This window comes from Nocardia sp. NPDC003345 (genome assembly GCF_053589395.1).
In genome coordinates, this window is record NZ_JBSFRU010000001.1 from 60,925 (window position 1) to 74,480 (window position 13,556).

Here is a 13,556-nt window from a genome sequence, read left to right on the forward strand (position 1 = left end):
CCGGACGAACTGCCGTCCTAGGAAGCCGGCTTCTCGAGCTCCCGGACGATCTCGACACCGAGGAAGTCCGGAGCATTGATGACCCGGCGCAGCATGAACCGGATGAACAGCGGCATCCCCCGGGCCGACTCATCCCGGTAGAGCTGCGGCGAACCGATGAGATAGCGCCGCCCTCGCGTCTCCAGTTCACAGCCGCCGGCGGCGAGCACGTTCTTCACCCAATCCGATTCGGTCCCGTAGGTCAGGGCGATCACGAAACCGTTGTCCCGGCGAAACGCCCACAGCGGCGTACGGAAGACCCGGCCCGACTTCCGCCCGCGATGCACGACGACCGCCCACCCCGGAGCCCAGGGCGCGACGAACCGGGTGACCTTGTTGAGCCCGCTGCGGTTGGCGCGGGCGACCCATCGCGGTGCGGGCATCGCTGACTCCTGCCGTCTATTCTGCTGTCCGTCTGTCTTGGTCGCCGTCGTCATACCCATTCGTCCAGTAGTCCCGGTCGACCACGTAGTCGCGGACCACGAACTCATCGGGGTGGTCGGAGAAGCCGGGACGAATACGGAGCCGGGTCACAGCGGATCGTGCTTCCTCTGCCGACGCGTACACCCCGATGCGTTTCACCTCCACCACCGCATGGTCGCGGTAGACGTGCTCGACCAAGAAGACCGATTCCTCTGGATTGTCCATGCTCATGCACCCGCCGTGAAGAAACCTTCGGTCCAATGGTCGCGCCCGATCGTATGCCTCTCGATATGGAAGTAATCGGGGCGATTACGAAAACCCGGCAGGCGCTTCGCGTGCTCCACTGCCTGCTCGGCCCTCGCCTCCGTCGAGTACATTCCAATCGTTCTGACCACTTCGGTACCGTCGTCGGTCTCGTACCAGTGGTCCAGTATGTAGATATCCGACATCAGTGGCCTCCGTGAAGAGTCGTATTCAGCTGGGCTCTGCCATGCGCGATCGTCATATTTCTTGATCTTGCTGCATTTCGGCGTCGGGCCGCCCGGTGCTCTCCCGATTCCCGGACCGGCGCCGAGTCTCGTGCCCTCGTGTCACCGGTCATCTTTGGGCCTCGATGTCCTGGGCTGCCGGCCGGAACCGGCGGACAGCGGTGTTTCGTGTGATCGGCCATCAGGTGGATGGCGCGTACACACCCGCGGATGGGATCGGTGTGTTTGCAGGCCGCCGGGTGATGGAGGTGGCGCCGGCCAGCGACGCGCTCGAGGATGTCGTGGGTTGCGGGGGCGCCGGAGCCGGATGGTGGACGACGTCGTACAGCCCAGATCGTTCCTCCCGCAGCAGGCAGCGCCGCTGGTAATCTTTCCGTCGTGGTCGATTCTGGGGGAAATCCGAGCCTGCCCACTGATATCACGGTGATTCCCGACGACGTTCGCGCGGTGGGACAGTTCGTTGCCGATATCGCGCGCAATGTGCGCTCGGGTCTGGACTCAGCCAGCGGCGAAGTTGACGCCCTGCTCGGCGACGGCTGGCGCGGCGACGCCTCCGATGAGTTCAGCGGCGGCTGGGCCGAACTCCGCGACGGTGGCATCAAGATCCTCCAGGCACTGGAAGGTATGGCCGCCCAGCTCGGCGTCCAGGCCGGTGCATACGAGGCCACCGACGACAACACCTCCCAGCAGTTCCCGAGCTTGAACCTGTGAACAATCCCGAATTCACGGTCGACCTCGAACGCCTCGATCAGCTGATCCTGCGGCTCTCGAACCTTGCCGGCTACCTCACCGAACAGCTCGACCTCATCGATGACAAGATCGCCACGCTCGACGGCAGCTGGGAAACCCTGGCCGCGAACGCTTACCGTGACGCGCACCGGCTCTGGGCCGTCGGCGCTCGCGAGTTCGGCACTGGCCTCGCCGATATCAGCGACGCCGCCCGCGCAGCCCACGACCGCTACACCCGCGCGATCGAGCTGAACCGCACCATGTTCGGCAACAGGTGACACGCCGTGTACGTGAACTGGCAGACCTACTACGACGCCGCCAAGAAATGCCATGACCTCGCCGGCGAACTCCGCGCCGCAGACAAACCCGTCCACGACGCGATCAAAGGCGACTGCGCCGGTATGGCCGGCGATGCCCCGGTTGCAGAACGTGGGGTGAGACCTACGACCAGCGCGCACACGCGATCATGCAGACCTGCACGAACCTCGCCGACGCACTCACCAACTTCGGCTACCTGCTCTACGCCACCGGCTACAACCACGGCCTCGCCAACAAGAGCAACCCTGACCGCCCCCAAATCGCCGACGTAACCGTGCACGCCGTACAGATCCCGACCTCGGTCGCCGACAACGGCAACGGGCTGGAACACGACGGCGGAGTTCCGGAATTCTTCGACGGCCTCCTCAACAAGATAAAAGCCGAATTCGGCAAACTCCCCAACGGTGACCTGGATAAACTCGCCTCCGCTGAAACCGTGTGGAAGTCCTTCGGCAGCGACGAAACCGTCGCCGGTGCCCCTGCTCGTATCTCCGCGATCGCCGATCTGCTCACCGGCATCGACGAGCCCGTGACTCAGCAAGGCGTAGCCAATGACTTCGCTACGATGCGGACCGCCGCCGAACAACTCGCCGGGGCCGCACAAGTCATGGCCGCTCCCATAGGTGAATACCGTACGAACACCGCCGAGACCAGTGCACTTATCAGCAGCGAGACCACGGCGTTCCTCATCGAGTCGGGAATCGTCATCGGCGCCGCGATCGCCTTTTCTTGGCTTACTGTCGGCGGCAGCGTGGCAGCAGGCACCGGCGGCGTCATCGCACTCGCCGGCGACACCGCCGTGACCATCAGCCGCATATACCGGGCCAGCAGACTCTGGAGCATCCTGGGACTCGCAGCTACGGCCACAGCCGTCGTCGCCTTCGACAAAGTGCCGGACCTCAACCAGATCACTACCGGTCTCGCCTCGATCATCGTCACTCGCGCACGTCTGGACGACTACTCGGTCGACGACGTAAACGGGTCCACCGGTCCGAGCGAAGCCTTCACGACGAGCAGTATGACCACGAGCGTCGGAAAAATCGCTAGGGCAACCGGTCTGACGCCGGAGCAGGTCAGAGAGGCCATCCATGCAGTGAAGGGCGAAGCGGCGTTCAGGGGCGACGGCAAGAATCGAAATCCGGATGTTGTCGTCGACACCGCCACCGGCGAGGTCTACGTAAAACTCCCCGGAGGCGTGGCATCGGAGGACAGCATCGGGAACATCTTCGACCACGAAGAGCCGGAGTGAGGACCTTCTCATGAGCAAAGTCATTCGAGAGTACGAGGATCGATGGGTACTGCCGCTGCGCGGGAGTCATGTAATCGATATTGCGGTGAGGGGTGGCGACCTCACACTTCGAGTGGATTCGGGGATCGAAATCCGCGTGGGAATGGACGCTGAACTGACCCGCGGATCGATCGCTCGCAAGGACGGACAGTTGCGGCCATTGGAAGACATGGACTTCGAACTTGTCCGGCAAGCTCTCGCAAGTGAGATCCTGTCGTGCGTGGTCGGAAAGACCGGTGCTCTGCGCATTGTCTTTCGCAGCGGATGGAAGCTGGTTGTTGCCGCCGACCGAGGCGGCGTCGGGACCTCCATCATCGACGGGACAATCCCGTTGTGGACCCGCAGCAGCGGTCTGTCGTCAACGCTCGGCTACCTGGTGCGTGACATGAACGAAGATCGGCAGTGACGAGCCCTCGGCCCGAGGTTCCGCCTGTCACCTCATCGTTGTGTTATCCGACCGCAATCCGGTGAGATGCGATCGACGCCGAACAGCCGAGCGTGCGCAATAAGCGGCATCCTCCGCCGCGCTCGGGCGCGGTAGGGTGTGGACATCGGCGCACCTTCCGGCCAGGCCGGTGGGCTCCGCGTCGGCGCAGGCCCCACGGCGGCACTCGCCGATTCTCCCGGCGGACCCGAGGGACGAGTTCTGCGCTCAGTGGTCGTCTCGGCCATCCATCGTTCGAAACCCGACGGCCCGGCTGGGAAAGGTCGCGATCACCGAGGAGACCGGATGGAGATCAGCGGTTCGAAAGTGGTGATCACGGGCGCTTCCGGAGGGCTCGGTGGTGCGATCGCCCGGGCCCTGCACGCGCGAGGCGCTCACCTTGTCCTGACCGGTAGGCGCAGGGATGCCCTCGAATCTGTGGCGTCACGGTTGAACGGTGCCGAGATCATCGTCTGTGACCTGGCCGATCGAGCGCAGCTCGCCGATCTCACCGCCCGCTCGGCCGACGCCGACATCGTGGTTTCCAACGCGGCGCTCCCGGCCACCGGGAAAGTCGAAGACTTCACAGCCGGACAACTCGACCGCGCTCTCGACGTGAACTTGCGGGCACCCATGCTGATGACCCGGCAACTGCTGCCGGGGATGCTGGACCGCGGGCGTGGACATTTCGTTTATGTCTCGTCGATCGGCGGCAAGCTCACGATGGCCCGAACCTCCATCTACGCGGCCACCAAATACGGTCTGCGCGGGTTCTGTGCGGCGCTTCGCCAGGATCTCCACGGATCGGGGGTGAGTGCGTCGGTGGTCTTTCCCGGATCTGTCCGGGATGTGGGCTTCGTGGCCGGTGCGCACCTCCCGCTGGCGCCGGGCTCGAAAGGTGTCTCCTCCGACGCTGTCGCGCGTGCCGCGATCACAGCGATCGAGCGCGACCGGGGCGAAGTCGACGCCGCGGAGTTCCCGGCCCGCGTCATGGCCAAGTTCGCGGGTGTGGCGCCACAGCTCACAGCACGTCTCGGACGGAGGAAGGAGATCGTCGCGTGGGGTGATCAGATGGCCGAAGGTCTCCGTCATCTCCGCTGAGAACGTCCTCCGAGCGTGCACGGCTCGCACTGTCGCAGGACCGTATCGGCCCTACGCCTGCCACGGGAGCGTGCGGCGTAGACTCGGGTGCGTTCGGAAGTTACCCCTATGCAGCGGCGATGGTGGTTGTGGATTGCGGCGTTCCTGACGACACTGGGGATGTGCGCGGTACTCGCGTGCAGTAGCGGCACCCTACCCGAGCGCGCTGCACCCGGCCCGGATACACCCTCCCGGGCGGGGGTGCCCGTGCTGGTCGCGAAAGTGGACAACAGTCCGCAGGCACGGCCACCGGTCGGGCTGGCAGCCGCCGATGTGGTCTACGTCGAGCCGGTCGAGGGTGGTTTGAGCCGGTTGGCCGCGGTGTTCTCGGCCGATAAACCGCCGGTGATCGGACCTGTCCGCAGCGCGCGGGAGACGGATCTGACGCTGCTGGACCAGTTCGGCAACCCGACATTGGCGTCCTCCGGTGCCGCACCCGAGCTGACTGCCTCCGTCGACCGGTCGCCGCTCCAGAACGCCTCGGCCGAGCGGCAACCCGCGGCGTACTTCCGCGACTACGACCGCGCCGCTCCGCACAACCTGTTCGTGCAGTCGGATCAGCTGCCCGAAGGCGGCGGCTGGCCGCAGGCTACGCAACTGCCCTTCGGTCCCACGCCCGCCGGTGGCCGGCCCACACAGTACGAGGAAGCGCGGTATCAGGACGCGGTGTTCGGTTTCGGCTGGTCACCGGAGAGCCAGCGGTGGCTGGTGTCCATGGACGGTGCCGCCTATACCGTCGCCGATACCGGACAGGCCATGGCGAGTACGGTCGTGCTGCAGAGTGTGCAGGTAAGCGATTCGGCCGTCAGCGATGTCGCGGGCAGCGTCTCACCCCTGGTCCAGACGACCGGTAGCGGCGACGCGGTCGTACTGCGCGACGGTCGAGCGTTTCCGGCTGTGTGGTCCCGGCCTTCCCCGGAGTCGGGCACAACGTATACAACCCCTACCGGTACAGCCATCGCCTTCGCGCCGGGGCAGGTCTGGACGGTCCTGGTTCCAGCGCACCTCTGGTAACCGGGAGAGGGCCTCCACCTCCAACCGGTCCGGCCGTCGAGGCCTCCGTGCGGATCGGGGTGAGCCCGCGGTGGGCCTCCGGCCGGTGGGGCCGGCGGAGGCGCCTTTCGCTGGTCCGGCGGACTGATAGTTGTCAGCCGACGGCGACGAAAACCTTGTCGGCGAACATGGTGGCTTCGACGGCGAGAGTGCCCTGCGTCGCCGAAGCAGCCGGCACTGTGAAGACCAGATTGCCGGTGGTCGACGCTCCCTGGAACAGCGGGCTGAGGGTGTCGAGGGCATCGGGAGCGACGGTCATGCTGTCGTAGGAATTCACGGTGTTCCCGTCCGCGGTCACATAGCTGATCGTCGCGAAGGGCGTTTCGCCCTGGGGGTTGGTGCCGGTATAGGTGACGGTGACGTTCGCGAGAAGGTACTGCGACCCCGCCGGCGCCGGATCGTTGAACGAGTTCTCCGTGGCGACAGCGTCGTTCGCATCGGCTGTGACGCTGTTGACGGTCACCTGCCAGTCGCCGTCGGTGATCACCGACCCCAGCGGATACGGGTTCGTGCGGGTGCCCTGGTCCGTCGATGCGGCCTCGCCGTTTTCGGAGTCGCCGGCCGGGCCGGGGGCAGCCGGGGTCGCGACGGATACGTCGCCACCGCCGAACGCGTCGTCGAAGGACTCGTCGACCGCATCGGAGACAACGGCGAGGAAGACGATGAATCCGACCACGGTGCCGACAACCGCGACGATGGTCGCGGCGACGCTGGTGCCCTTGGTCTTTCCCGCCTGGCACACGCCGACGATGCCGAGAATGAATGCGATCGGCAGAAGTATCCAGCCGACGATCAGGGCTCCGGGGATGCAGGCGAAGACGAAGCCGACAACGGCCACGATGATCGCTATGAGCCCCACTGTGTTCTTCCGCTTCTCCGGTGCCGGGGGCCGGCCCGGGTAGGGGCTCGCGGGCGACGGCGGAGGCATCGGTGCGGGTGGATAGGGCGGAGTTGTGGTCATAGTCGCGTACCTCGGGTTGTGTAGTGGCCTGTGGTTTCGGTCGGCGAGACCCGAATGTGCACTGGCTAATAGCCGGAGGGGTGAAGAGCGTTACAGGCCCGCGGCTTCGAGGTCGCGTCTCTGGGGCGGCGGCCTCGATTGTTGTATGGCCGAGCGCAGGTGAGGGTGGCCGCTGCCCGAGATTTGCTGTGCCGGACCCGCCCGTGTACGGCGCTTCGGCATCGCCTTCTACGGCCGGCTCTTAGCCACGCTTGCCGGGTATCTCGTAGCGAAGGTCAGGTGGTGACGGGCATCGGCGAGGGTAGTGACAACCCCTGCCCGAGGCCCGCCACCGCGGCGAGAGGCACGAGAAGCCGGGAACAGGGCTGGAGAAAGCGGCCCGGGATGACGGATTCGCCTACGCCAATGCTCGATCGAACGCGGCGATGATGGTCGCTTTGTTCCGGTCGCAGACATCGTTGCCGGGAACCGGCGGTTCTTCCGCCAAATATTGTTCGGATGGAACGATATTGACGCCGAGGTTGGTACCCCTTCCCGGGGTGTAGGCGGTGCAACCGTTTCCGCCCCACTGATTGAGCGTGATCTGACCGCCGAGCGCCTCGGTGAACGCCCGGGATTGTTCGTCCTCGCCCCAGGCCGGGATCGGACCCTGCATCCAGCCGATGGAGAAGAACCCTTCCTCCTCCGAACCCCAATTACACGACTCCGCGACGACCGCGCCGTCATTCTCGTCGGTCGTGCGTTCCGGTACCAGATCCTGCCTGCCGAGCGCGGTCGCGACCTCCTCCGGCGTCACCACGGCGCACGCGTCGAAACCGGAGATCGGACTCACGTTGGGAGTGGGTGCACCGGCCGGAGCGGTCGGTGTCGCCGTGCTCGTTACCGAAGCCGGTTCGGTGTCTTCTCCCGGGCCGGAGCATCCCGTCACGGCAAGGACGGCCACGAAGACAGCCGGAGCCACGAACCGGTGGTACCGAACGGAGATATCAGACAAGCCAGTTCCTTTGCGTGGGATAGTCGTCGAATTCGTCCGGCCAGTCACTCGGACCGACTACGTCGGGTTCACGCCTCGGTCGAACGGATGGGGCCTGTGGCGGCGGTATCGGGCGGGTCATCGCCGGATCGAATGCCGGCGTGGGCGGCGGATCCGGCTCCTTCGTACCCCAGGGCCAGGCATAGCCCGGTGCTGATTTCAAAGCCACGACCTCAGGAGGTAATCCCGGAGCCAGGCGTGCCTCGATGTCCGACCAGGCGCAACGCCCGGCGGCTACCTGAGCGGCGTACTCACGCAGCCGGGGAGAGGCGTCCGGTTCTGCGGCCAGTGAATTCATCAGATGCTCGTCGACCTGTACCGGCTGCACAATATCGCTGAGCGACAAGTTCTCCAGTTGCCTCGTCGCGGTGGACAAATCGGCGGATGAGGCAAGGAACGAACGTAGTTCGGCTTCGACTTCGGGATCCAGGTTCGGGTCGATCATCCATTTTCCCACGGATTGGATCCGACGCTGTAAGCCTGCTGGGGTGCGGTGTTCTGTGACTCGGCACCCGCGGCGATACGCGCCACATCGGAACTGACGATCGCGGCCTTCTCGGTATTGAGGACCGTCTGCGTCAGTGGCGACAAGTTCTCGTTCAACTGCGCGAACTTACCGGGTTCACCGCTCTTGCTTCCAGTGATGCCGGAAATCAGATTCTTGGCCGACGCGACCATATTCTTGATTTTCTCGAGAATTGGTTTGATCGTGTTCCACACACTCAATACAATATTGGCCAAGCTGCCGACCTGGTAGATCGTTCCGACAATCGGGATCTTTTTGGCCAGCACTTTCGCCACGCTCTTTCCGTCCGACATGTCGACCTCGGCCTCGAGCATGGATTTGAGCTTGTTCGCGATGGCCATGCACGCATCGGTGACTCCTTGGATCAAGGTGACCATGACGAAGTCGACGGTGCGGCCGACCGGCCCCCACCACTCCAGGGCAGGGACAAGCCTTCGGCTGTGGTCTTCGAAGGCGATGGCGGCTTTGCCGTCCCAGTGTGGGCTGAGCTTGTTCACGCCCCAGGAGAGATTCTTGGAGCTGTCCTCGAGCGCTGCGCCGGCGATACGGTAGGCCGCTCCGATGCGTTTCAGCTCGTTCCAGTTGCCACTCAGCGGCTCGAAAAGCTGATTGAGGGGGCTCCACTCGTTCTTGGTTGCCTGCCGGATCCCCTCATTGAAGTCCCCCAGCCAGCCCGTTTTTTGCTCGATCACACGAACCAGGTCTTCCTCGGTGGTGTCGGGAGGACCGAGTGTGATCGCTGTGGGGGCGGAGTAGTCGACCGGATTCGCATAGGGTGCGGTCACACCCTGCTCCGGCGCGCCGGCCGCCGCCGGGGCGGTGGTCGGGTACTCGGTTGTTGCCTGATTCAGTGCGGCATAATTCCGTTGGTCCTGATCGTGGTACATCCATGCCGCACGATTGAGATTGGTCCCGGAGACAGTGGTAATGGCACCGAAATCCGAGAATCTCTTCACGGTGACATCTCGCAATTCCGCGCACTTGGGTACCAGATCGGCGAGGATCTCTCCCATCGCCTTGTCAGAAGGTCCGGCATGGGTCTGCACGTAGGCGGACGCGCTACGAAGATCGTTTCCGATGGTGCCCATGAGCGCCGACATACCCGCGATCTCGGTCGGTTCCGCTCTTACTGTATCGGTCAAATCACTTTCCTTTGCTCGATACCCCGGCTGTCACCTGGTCGGGCGGGAGGTGCCGATGGTTCGTCTCGACCTAGTTCCGGGATTCCGCCGGGTCTACGCTCATCTGGTCCGAGTGCTTCGCGTACCGGCCGGACAGACGCAGCCGAACATTGATAGCGCAGGCTTGTTACTGCTCACTCTTGATCGATCCCCCCGGTGGCCCTGGCGCGTAGACGAATTCGAACATAGCAGATTCGGCTCATCGCCACCGGATTCCTCGGCAGGCGGTAGCCCGGCAGGGCGGCGACCGCTCGGTCGGTCCCGGCGACCGGATAGTCCACCCGGCAGGTACATTCGACCTGGTCAGCTCAGGAGTCGAAGCGGCGCTCCGACCGTCGCCAGGGCTCCGATGAGCCACTGCTTCACCAGGCTCGACAAGCCGGGGTACGTGCCGTCGGCCCTCCGTAGTTGCAGGCCGAATATCGCCTTGCCGACCGTTGTTCTGAAGGCCCGTTGCGCCAGCGTGCGATGCGCGAACGAGGCGCCGATTCCGGCGATCACGCCCATGATGATCGGGGAGACGGCGGGGTCGGGCGATTGCCACAGGACATACCAGGCCACCACTCCGGCAGCGACGTGCAGCGCGATATCGATGGCGAAGGCGGCAGCGAACAATCCGAAGGGCACGTGCGCTGCCTCATGGCGGGGCGACCACTGGGCGGTCATGAGTTCGCTGCCGGATATCCGCGTGCCAGGTCGGTCGGAGGCATCCGGACCTTCCCCGGCTTCGTCCGGCTCACGTCCCCGGACCTCTTCGGTCCCTGCCCCGAGATCCCCGATTTCCATGCGTTGCCTCCCTGCCCGTCGGATCGCAGAGTATACGTTCGGCCCGGTCGATCGCGGCAAGCCCGGATCGAAGAAATCCACGAGCGGCCCGGCCGCGGAGGCATTCCGCCGACAGCGGCTTCGCCATGGCTCCGGCTTCGAGCCCGGCCGGCGACCTCACCGTCTCAACGCACTACATTCGGTCGGGTGGGGAACAAACCGTCGGTGATCTCCTGGCCCGGCGCGGGTCGAGGAGTGGATATGAGCGGTACCGGACGATCGACCGGGTCGAAATCCCTGCTGTGGACACTGGGCCTGCCGCTGGCGGCCGTCGCTTTCATGATCGGCGCGCTGAACACGGGTGCTCTCCTCGCCCGGTCGTCGGGCTCGCCCTTGGCTCTGGCGCTGTTTCTCCCGGTCAGCGCGCTACTGGGTTTGGCGGCATGGATGCTCGTGCTGGCCGTGGCCTGGCGCATCCGCCGGGCTCGTGTGCGGCGTACCGGCACCGCGACGACGGCAACCGTGGTCGAGTCCGAACTGGGACAGAAGCATAGCCACAGTCCACTCAACTTCGACCTCTGGCGAGTGCGGGTCGAGGTCCGGTTCACGCACCCGGAAACGGGCGTCGACGGTCGCGTTCGGAAGGAGTATTCCTATCCTGAATTGCTCGGGTCGCGAGCGCGGGCACTTGCCGAACGTTGTGCTCCCGGCGCCTCTGTGCCGGTGCTGATCCGAAAGAATTCCGTGCTGATCGACATGCCCAAACGCCCTGTCTGGAACGACTTCTGGTGAACCGGGGCAGGATCCGGGATCGGAAGGGGACGAGATCCGGGAGACCCATTCGGATCCCCCGGCACTGGGCTTATCCCGGGAGGTATGTGCTCACCCGCTGAGCAACCCGCTGATTCGCTGCGCAGAGCCCATCGCCTTTGACCTCGTCGGGCTCCCGCCGCACCGACAGCGATGACCAGAGGAAGGCCATCCCGTCGGGTAACTCGATTCCGATATGGCAGAACCGTCGGCGTTCGGGGTCCAGGTTCACCGTGAATTCGGTGGCGGTGCGTGAATCGATATCGGCGGGACCGATCGCGCGATAGTGCTGATAGCGCGGGTCGGAGGCGAACTCTTCCAGGCTGGGGGATCCGTAGTAGAGCCAGAAGGTGAACCACTCCTCGTCGGCGGCCTTCCAGGTGCAGCCTGTCCAGTCCCGGAAATCGACCCCGTCCGTACCGGGACGGGCGGATTCCGGGTTCAGTCCCGCCGCGCTCAGCTCGGCAGCCGGGATATCGCATGGATCGGTGCCGGTGTCCTCGCTGCTTCCGCAACCTGTCGCCAGCAGGATTCCGCTGCTGATCGCCACTGCGGCGAGACGCTTGCTCATGTCAGCCATGATCTGCCTTCTGGGTATTCGTCGAGGTCATCTGGCCAATCGCTGGGACCGACGACTTCGTCGCGGCCGGGCCGCGGCCGCTGCATCGGTGGTGGCTGCGGGGGAGGCGGCGTCGGCGATGTAACTCCCCAGATCCACTCGTAGGCCGGAAGAGACTTCAGCTCTGGGACTTCGGGCGGCATCGGCCGGGCCAGACGCTCGATATCGCACCATAAGCACTCACCGGCGGCGACCCGCATCGCATAGGCCTTCAGTTCGGCCGAGGATGCCGGGCTGTCGGCCATACGCTGCAGAAGGCTCTCGGTGACCGGAATCGGTTCACTCCAGAGGTCGGCCAATTCGGTGCGCTCAAGGCGCAGCCTTGCCGTTTCCAGATCGTCGACGGCGTTCAAGACACGACGGGCGAGCGCTTCCATCTGCGGGTCGAGGTCGGATTCAAACATGATGGCCTCGCGGGATGGCGGTTCCGCGGTGATCGATCACGGCCGGGCGGATCCGGTGGTGCATCATGGCGCCGCCTCCCAGGGCTGACGTCCCGAGCCGATCTCATAGGAGTCTCTCGGCCTGTTGAGCGTATCCTCCGCGTGGGCGATGGAGTTGATGTCGTTGACGAGTGCGGCTTTCTTCGCCGCGTCTGCCATCGCGCTGGTTATCGGCTCCATCTTCTGCTGTACCCACTCTTTGCCCTTGCCGATCGGGTCGGTGATGAATTGCAGCATTTCGGTGATACGGTCGCGCAGCTTCTCGATTTCCCGCTTGATATCGAGCACCAGATCCACGACCTTCCAGATCTTCGTGCTCAGGTCGATGGCTTCGGCGATCGTGCCGATTATCGGGATCTTCTTGGCGACGAACTTCAACAGATCTTTGACATCACGGAAATCGACGATCGATACGATCATTTCCTTGAGCTTCAGGCAGGCAGTCCGGACATAGTCGCGGATCCGATCGGAGATCACGTTGAAGAGATCGCAGATCACACGTCCCGTCGGGCCTTCCCACTTCATCGCGGTGATCTGGGTGCGCGCCCAGTCCTCGAACGAGATGGCGGCCCGGCCGTTCCAGTGCGGCCCGACCCGGGTGACCGCGTCCTCGAGATTCTTCCCCGACGCCTCCATACCGTTGCCGGCGAGCTTGTAGGTCTCGCCGATTCGGCGGAGTTCGTTCCAGTTCACCGTGATCGGATTGAGCACCGTCTCGATGAGGTTGATTTCCTGGTCCGCCATGCGGGTGACATCTTTGATGGCATCGTTGACATCGCCGATCACGCCGGTCGTCTCGGAGATGAGATCCGCCAGTTCCGGAGGCGCCGCGGACGGTGGATCAGCATTTATCGTATTGGCTTTCGGATACCAGACGGAAGCGAAGTAATCCTTGACCACACCAGTGTTCTCGTACTCCGCGTCGACCGAGACCGGTTGCCCGGTATACATATCCAGGGTTGCCGCATTCAGCGCTTCGTAGGTCTGCTTGTCCCGCTCGTGATACAGCCACGCGGCAGCGTTCAGTTCGGTACCGGTGGACAGGTTCTTACCGGATATATCGGCCATCCGCCGCGAGGTACCATGGGCCGCCAGGGTGAAAGGCTGTAGGAGCACCTGGAAAATCTCGCCCCCGAAACCGGCCGTACCGACTCGGCAATGCTCCCGCACCAGAGTCGAGAGCCGGTATCCGTCATCGGCGATCTCCCCTACCACGTTGCTCAGCCCCGACAGGTGCTGCGGATCGGCGACGAGGTCTTCGGGCATGGGGGCTACTTTCGGTGACGCGCTTGATCTTCCTCCGGTGGGTGAGCCTA

At 64.4% G+C, this 13,556-nt stretch carries 18 protein-coding genes; 7 read left to right on the forward strand and 11 right to left on the reverse strand.

The annotated features are described in order from the left end of the window. Positions 1–17: 17 nt before the first annotated feature. From ACWDU1_RS00345 to ACWDU1_RS00355, 3 genes are read right to left on the reverse strand one after another with little or no spacing between them, the layout of a single operon-like run. Positions 18–422, reverse strand: coding sequence for a nitroreductase family deazaflavin-dependent oxidoreductase (locus tag ACWDU1_RS00345; protein ID WP_449994451.1), 405 nt, complete (start codon positions 420–422; stop codon positions 18–20). A 16-nt stretch (positions 423–438) separates the two neighbouring features. Continuing rightward, the gene (locus ACWDU1_RS00350) at positions 439–687 is read right to left on the reverse strand and encodes a hypothetical protein (RefSeq protein ID WP_449994453.1); all 249 of its coding nucleotides are present in this window, start codon (positions 685–687) and stop codon (positions 439–441) included. A gap of 2 nt (positions 688–689) precedes the next feature. Then, positions 690–911 carry a DUF7336 domain-containing protein gene (locus ACWDU1_RS00355; RefSeq protein ID WP_449994455.1) on the reverse strand — a complete coding sequence of 74 codons (222 nt, stop codon included), beginning with the start codon at positions 909–911 and terminating at the stop codon, positions 690–692. Between the two features lie 417 nt (positions 912–1,328). Here ACWDU1_RS00355 and ACWDU1_RS00360 point away from each other — a divergent pair, with 417 nt between their 5' ends. The 6 genes from ACWDU1_RS00360 to ACWDU1_RS00385 all read left to right on the forward strand — a co-directional run bounded on the left by ACWDU1_RS00360 (position 1,329) and on the right by ACWDU1_RS00385 (position 5,863). Continuing rightward, positions 1,329–1,661: a WXG100 family type VII secretion target gene (locus ACWDU1_RS00360; RefSeq protein ID WP_449994456.1), complete on the forward strand. Its 333-nt coding sequence runs from the start codon at positions 1,329–1,331 to the stop codon at positions 1,659–1,661. Beyond that, positions 1,658–1,957 (forward strand): WXG100 family type VII secretion target, encoded by a 300-nt coding sequence (locus tag ACWDU1_RS00365; RefSeq protein WP_449994458.1) that lies wholly within the window; start codon positions 1,658–1,660, stop codon positions 1,955–1,957. The genes ACWDU1_RS00360 and ACWDU1_RS00365 overlap by 4 nt, the downstream gene beginning before the upstream one ends. Before the next feature lie 188 nt (positions 1,958–2,145). Continuing rightward, positions 2,146–3,246, forward strand: a complete 1,101-nt coding sequence (locus ACWDU1_RS00370) for a hypothetical protein (protein WP_449994460.1) — start codon at positions 2,146–2,148, stop codon at positions 3,244–3,246. A gap of 10 nt (positions 3,247–3,256) precedes the next feature. Continuing rightward, the gene (locus ACWDU1_RS00375; protein WP_449994462.1) at positions 3,257–3,691 is read left to right on the forward strand and encodes a DUF6188 family protein; all 435 of its coding nucleotides are present in this window, start codon (positions 3,257–3,259) and stop codon (positions 3,689–3,691) included. A gap of 324 nt (positions 3,692–4,015) precedes the next feature. Beyond that, positions 4,016–4,810, forward strand: coding sequence for an SDR family NAD(P)-dependent oxidoreductase (locus ACWDU1_RS00380; protein ID WP_449994464.1), 795 nt, complete (start codon positions 4,016–4,018; stop codon positions 4,808–4,810). Between the two features lie 108 nt (positions 4,811–4,918). Then, positions 4,919–5,863 (forward strand): DUF3048 domain-containing protein, encoded by a 945-nt coding sequence (locus ACWDU1_RS00385; RefSeq protein ID WP_449994465.1) that lies wholly within the window; start codon positions 4,919–4,921, stop codon positions 5,861–5,863. Positions 5,864–5,996: 133 nt separating this feature from the next. Here ACWDU1_RS00385 and ACWDU1_RS00390 read toward each other — a convergent pair whose 3' ends face one another. From ACWDU1_RS00390 to ACWDU1_RS00410, 5 genes are all read right to left on the reverse strand, one after another. After that, a complete protein-coding gene (locus ACWDU1_RS00390) occupies positions 5,997–6,863 on the reverse strand; it encodes a DUF4352 domain-containing protein (RefSeq protein ID WP_449994467.1) in 867 nt (288 codons plus the stop codon). 397 nt (positions 6,864–7,260) lie between these two features. After that, positions 7,261–7,905 carry a DUF3558 family protein gene (locus ACWDU1_RS00395; protein WP_449994469.1) on the reverse strand — a complete coding sequence of 215 codons (645 nt, stop codon included), beginning with the start codon at positions 7,903–7,905 and terminating at the stop codon, positions 7,261–7,263. Then, positions 7,850–8,341 (reverse strand): hypothetical protein, encoded by a 492-nt coding sequence (locus ACWDU1_RS00400; protein ID WP_449994471.1) that lies wholly within the window; start codon positions 8,339–8,341, stop codon positions 7,850–7,852. Before ACWDU1_RS00400 ends, ACWDU1_RS00395 begins: the two co-directional genes overlap by 56 nt. Continuing rightward, the gene (locus ACWDU1_RS00405; RefSeq protein ID WP_449994473.1) at positions 8,338–9,564 is read right to left on the reverse strand and encodes a hypothetical protein; all 1,227 of its coding nucleotides are present in this window, start codon (positions 9,562–9,564) and stop codon (positions 8,338–8,340) included. The genes ACWDU1_RS00400 and ACWDU1_RS00405 overlap by 4 nt, the downstream gene beginning before the upstream one ends. Before the next feature lie 342 nt (positions 9,565–9,906). Continuing rightward, complete coding sequence (locus tag ACWDU1_RS00410) at positions 9,907–10,389, reverse strand: RDD family protein (RefSeq protein WP_449994475.1); 483 nt, start codon at positions 10,387–10,389, stop codon at positions 9,907–9,909. A gap of 240 nt (positions 10,390–10,629) precedes the next feature. Between ACWDU1_RS00410 and ACWDU1_RS00415 the strand changes: the two genes are divergently transcribed. Beyond that, on the forward strand, positions 10,630–11,160 hold the full coding sequence (locus tag ACWDU1_RS00415) for a hypothetical protein (protein ID WP_449994476.1): 531 nt from the start codon (positions 10,630–10,632) through the stop codon (positions 11,158–11,160). A gap of 70 nt (positions 11,161–11,230) precedes the next feature. Here the strand turns inward: ACWDU1_RS00415 and ACWDU1_RS00420 are convergent, their stop codons facing one another. From ACWDU1_RS00420 to ACWDU1_RS00430, 3 genes are all read right to left on the reverse strand, one after another. Beyond that, positions 11,231–11,749, reverse strand: a complete 519-nt coding sequence (locus tag ACWDU1_RS00420) for a DUF3558 family protein (RefSeq protein WP_449994478.1) — start codon at positions 11,747–11,749, stop codon at positions 11,231–11,233. Next, positions 11,746–12,201 (reverse strand): hypothetical protein, encoded by a 456-nt coding sequence (locus tag ACWDU1_RS00425; RefSeq protein WP_449994480.1) that lies wholly within the window; start codon positions 12,199–12,201, stop codon positions 11,746–11,748. The genes ACWDU1_RS00420 and ACWDU1_RS00425 overlap by 4 nt, the downstream gene beginning before the upstream one ends. A 63-nt stretch (positions 12,202–12,264) precedes the next feature. Then, positions 12,265–13,506, reverse strand: a complete 1,242-nt coding sequence (locus tag ACWDU1_RS00430; RefSeq protein WP_449994481.1) for a hypothetical protein — start codon at positions 13,504–13,506, stop codon at positions 12,265–12,267. Positions 13,507–13,556: the final 50 nt, after the last annotated feature.

Bases quoted from the DNA above. Each gene is read 5' to 3' on its own strand.
- ACWDU1_RS00345 (WP_449994451.1), bottom strand. From the start codon at position 422: ATGCCCGCACCGCGATGGGTCGCCCGCGCCAACCGCAGCGGGCTCAAC.
- ACWDU1_RS00425 (WP_449994480.1), bottom strand. From the start codon at position 12,201: ATGTTTGAATCCGACCTCGACCCGCAGATGGAAGCGCTCGCCCGTCGT.
- ACWDU1_RS00370 (WP_449994460.1), top strand. From the start codon at position 2,146: ATGCAGACCTGCACGAACCTCGCCGACGCACTCACCAACTTCGGCTAC.
- ACWDU1_RS00385 (WP_449994465.1), top strand. From the start codon at position 4,919: ATGCAGCGGCGATGGTGGTTGTGGATTGCGGCGTTCCTGACGACACTG.
- ACWDU1_RS00380 (WP_449994464.1), top strand. From the start codon at position 4,016: ATGGAGATCAGCGGTTCGAAAGTGGTGATCACGGGCGCTTCCGGAGGG.
- ACWDU1_RS00390 (WP_449994467.1), bottom strand. From the start codon at position 6,863: ATGACCACAACTCCGCCCTATCCACCCGCACCGATGCCTCCGCCGTCG.
- ACWDU1_RS00410 (WP_449994475.1), bottom strand. From the start codon at position 10,389: ATGGAAATCGGGGATCTCGGGGCAGGGACCGAAGAGGTCCGGGGACGT.
- ACWDU1_RS00430 (WP_449994481.1), bottom strand. From the start codon at position 13,506: ATGCCCGAAGACCTCGTCGCCGATCCGCAGCACCTGTCGGGGCTGAGC.
- ACWDU1_RS00420 (WP_449994478.1), bottom strand. From the start codon at position 11,749: ATGAGCAAGCGTCTCGCCGCAGTGGCGATCAGCAGCGGAATCCTGCTG.
- ACWDU1_RS00355 (WP_449994455.1), bottom strand. From the start codon at position 911: ATGTCGGATATCTACATACTGGACCACTGGTACGAGACCGACGACGGT.
- ACWDU1_RS00350 (WP_449994453.1), bottom strand. From the start codon at position 687: ATGGACAATCCAGAGGAATCGGTCTTCTTGGTCGAGCACGTCTACCGC.
- ACWDU1_RS00400 (WP_449994471.1), bottom strand. From the start codon at position 8,341: ATGATCGACCCGAACCTGGATCCCGAAGTCGAAGCCGAACTACGTTCG.
- ACWDU1_RS00375 (WP_449994462.1), top strand. From the start codon at position 3,257: ATGAGCAAAGTCATTCGAGAGTACGAGGATCGATGGGTACTGCCGCTG.
- ACWDU1_RS00415 (WP_449994476.1), top strand. From the start codon at position 10,630: ATGAGCGGTACCGGACGATCGACCGGGTCGAAATCCCTGCTGTGGACA.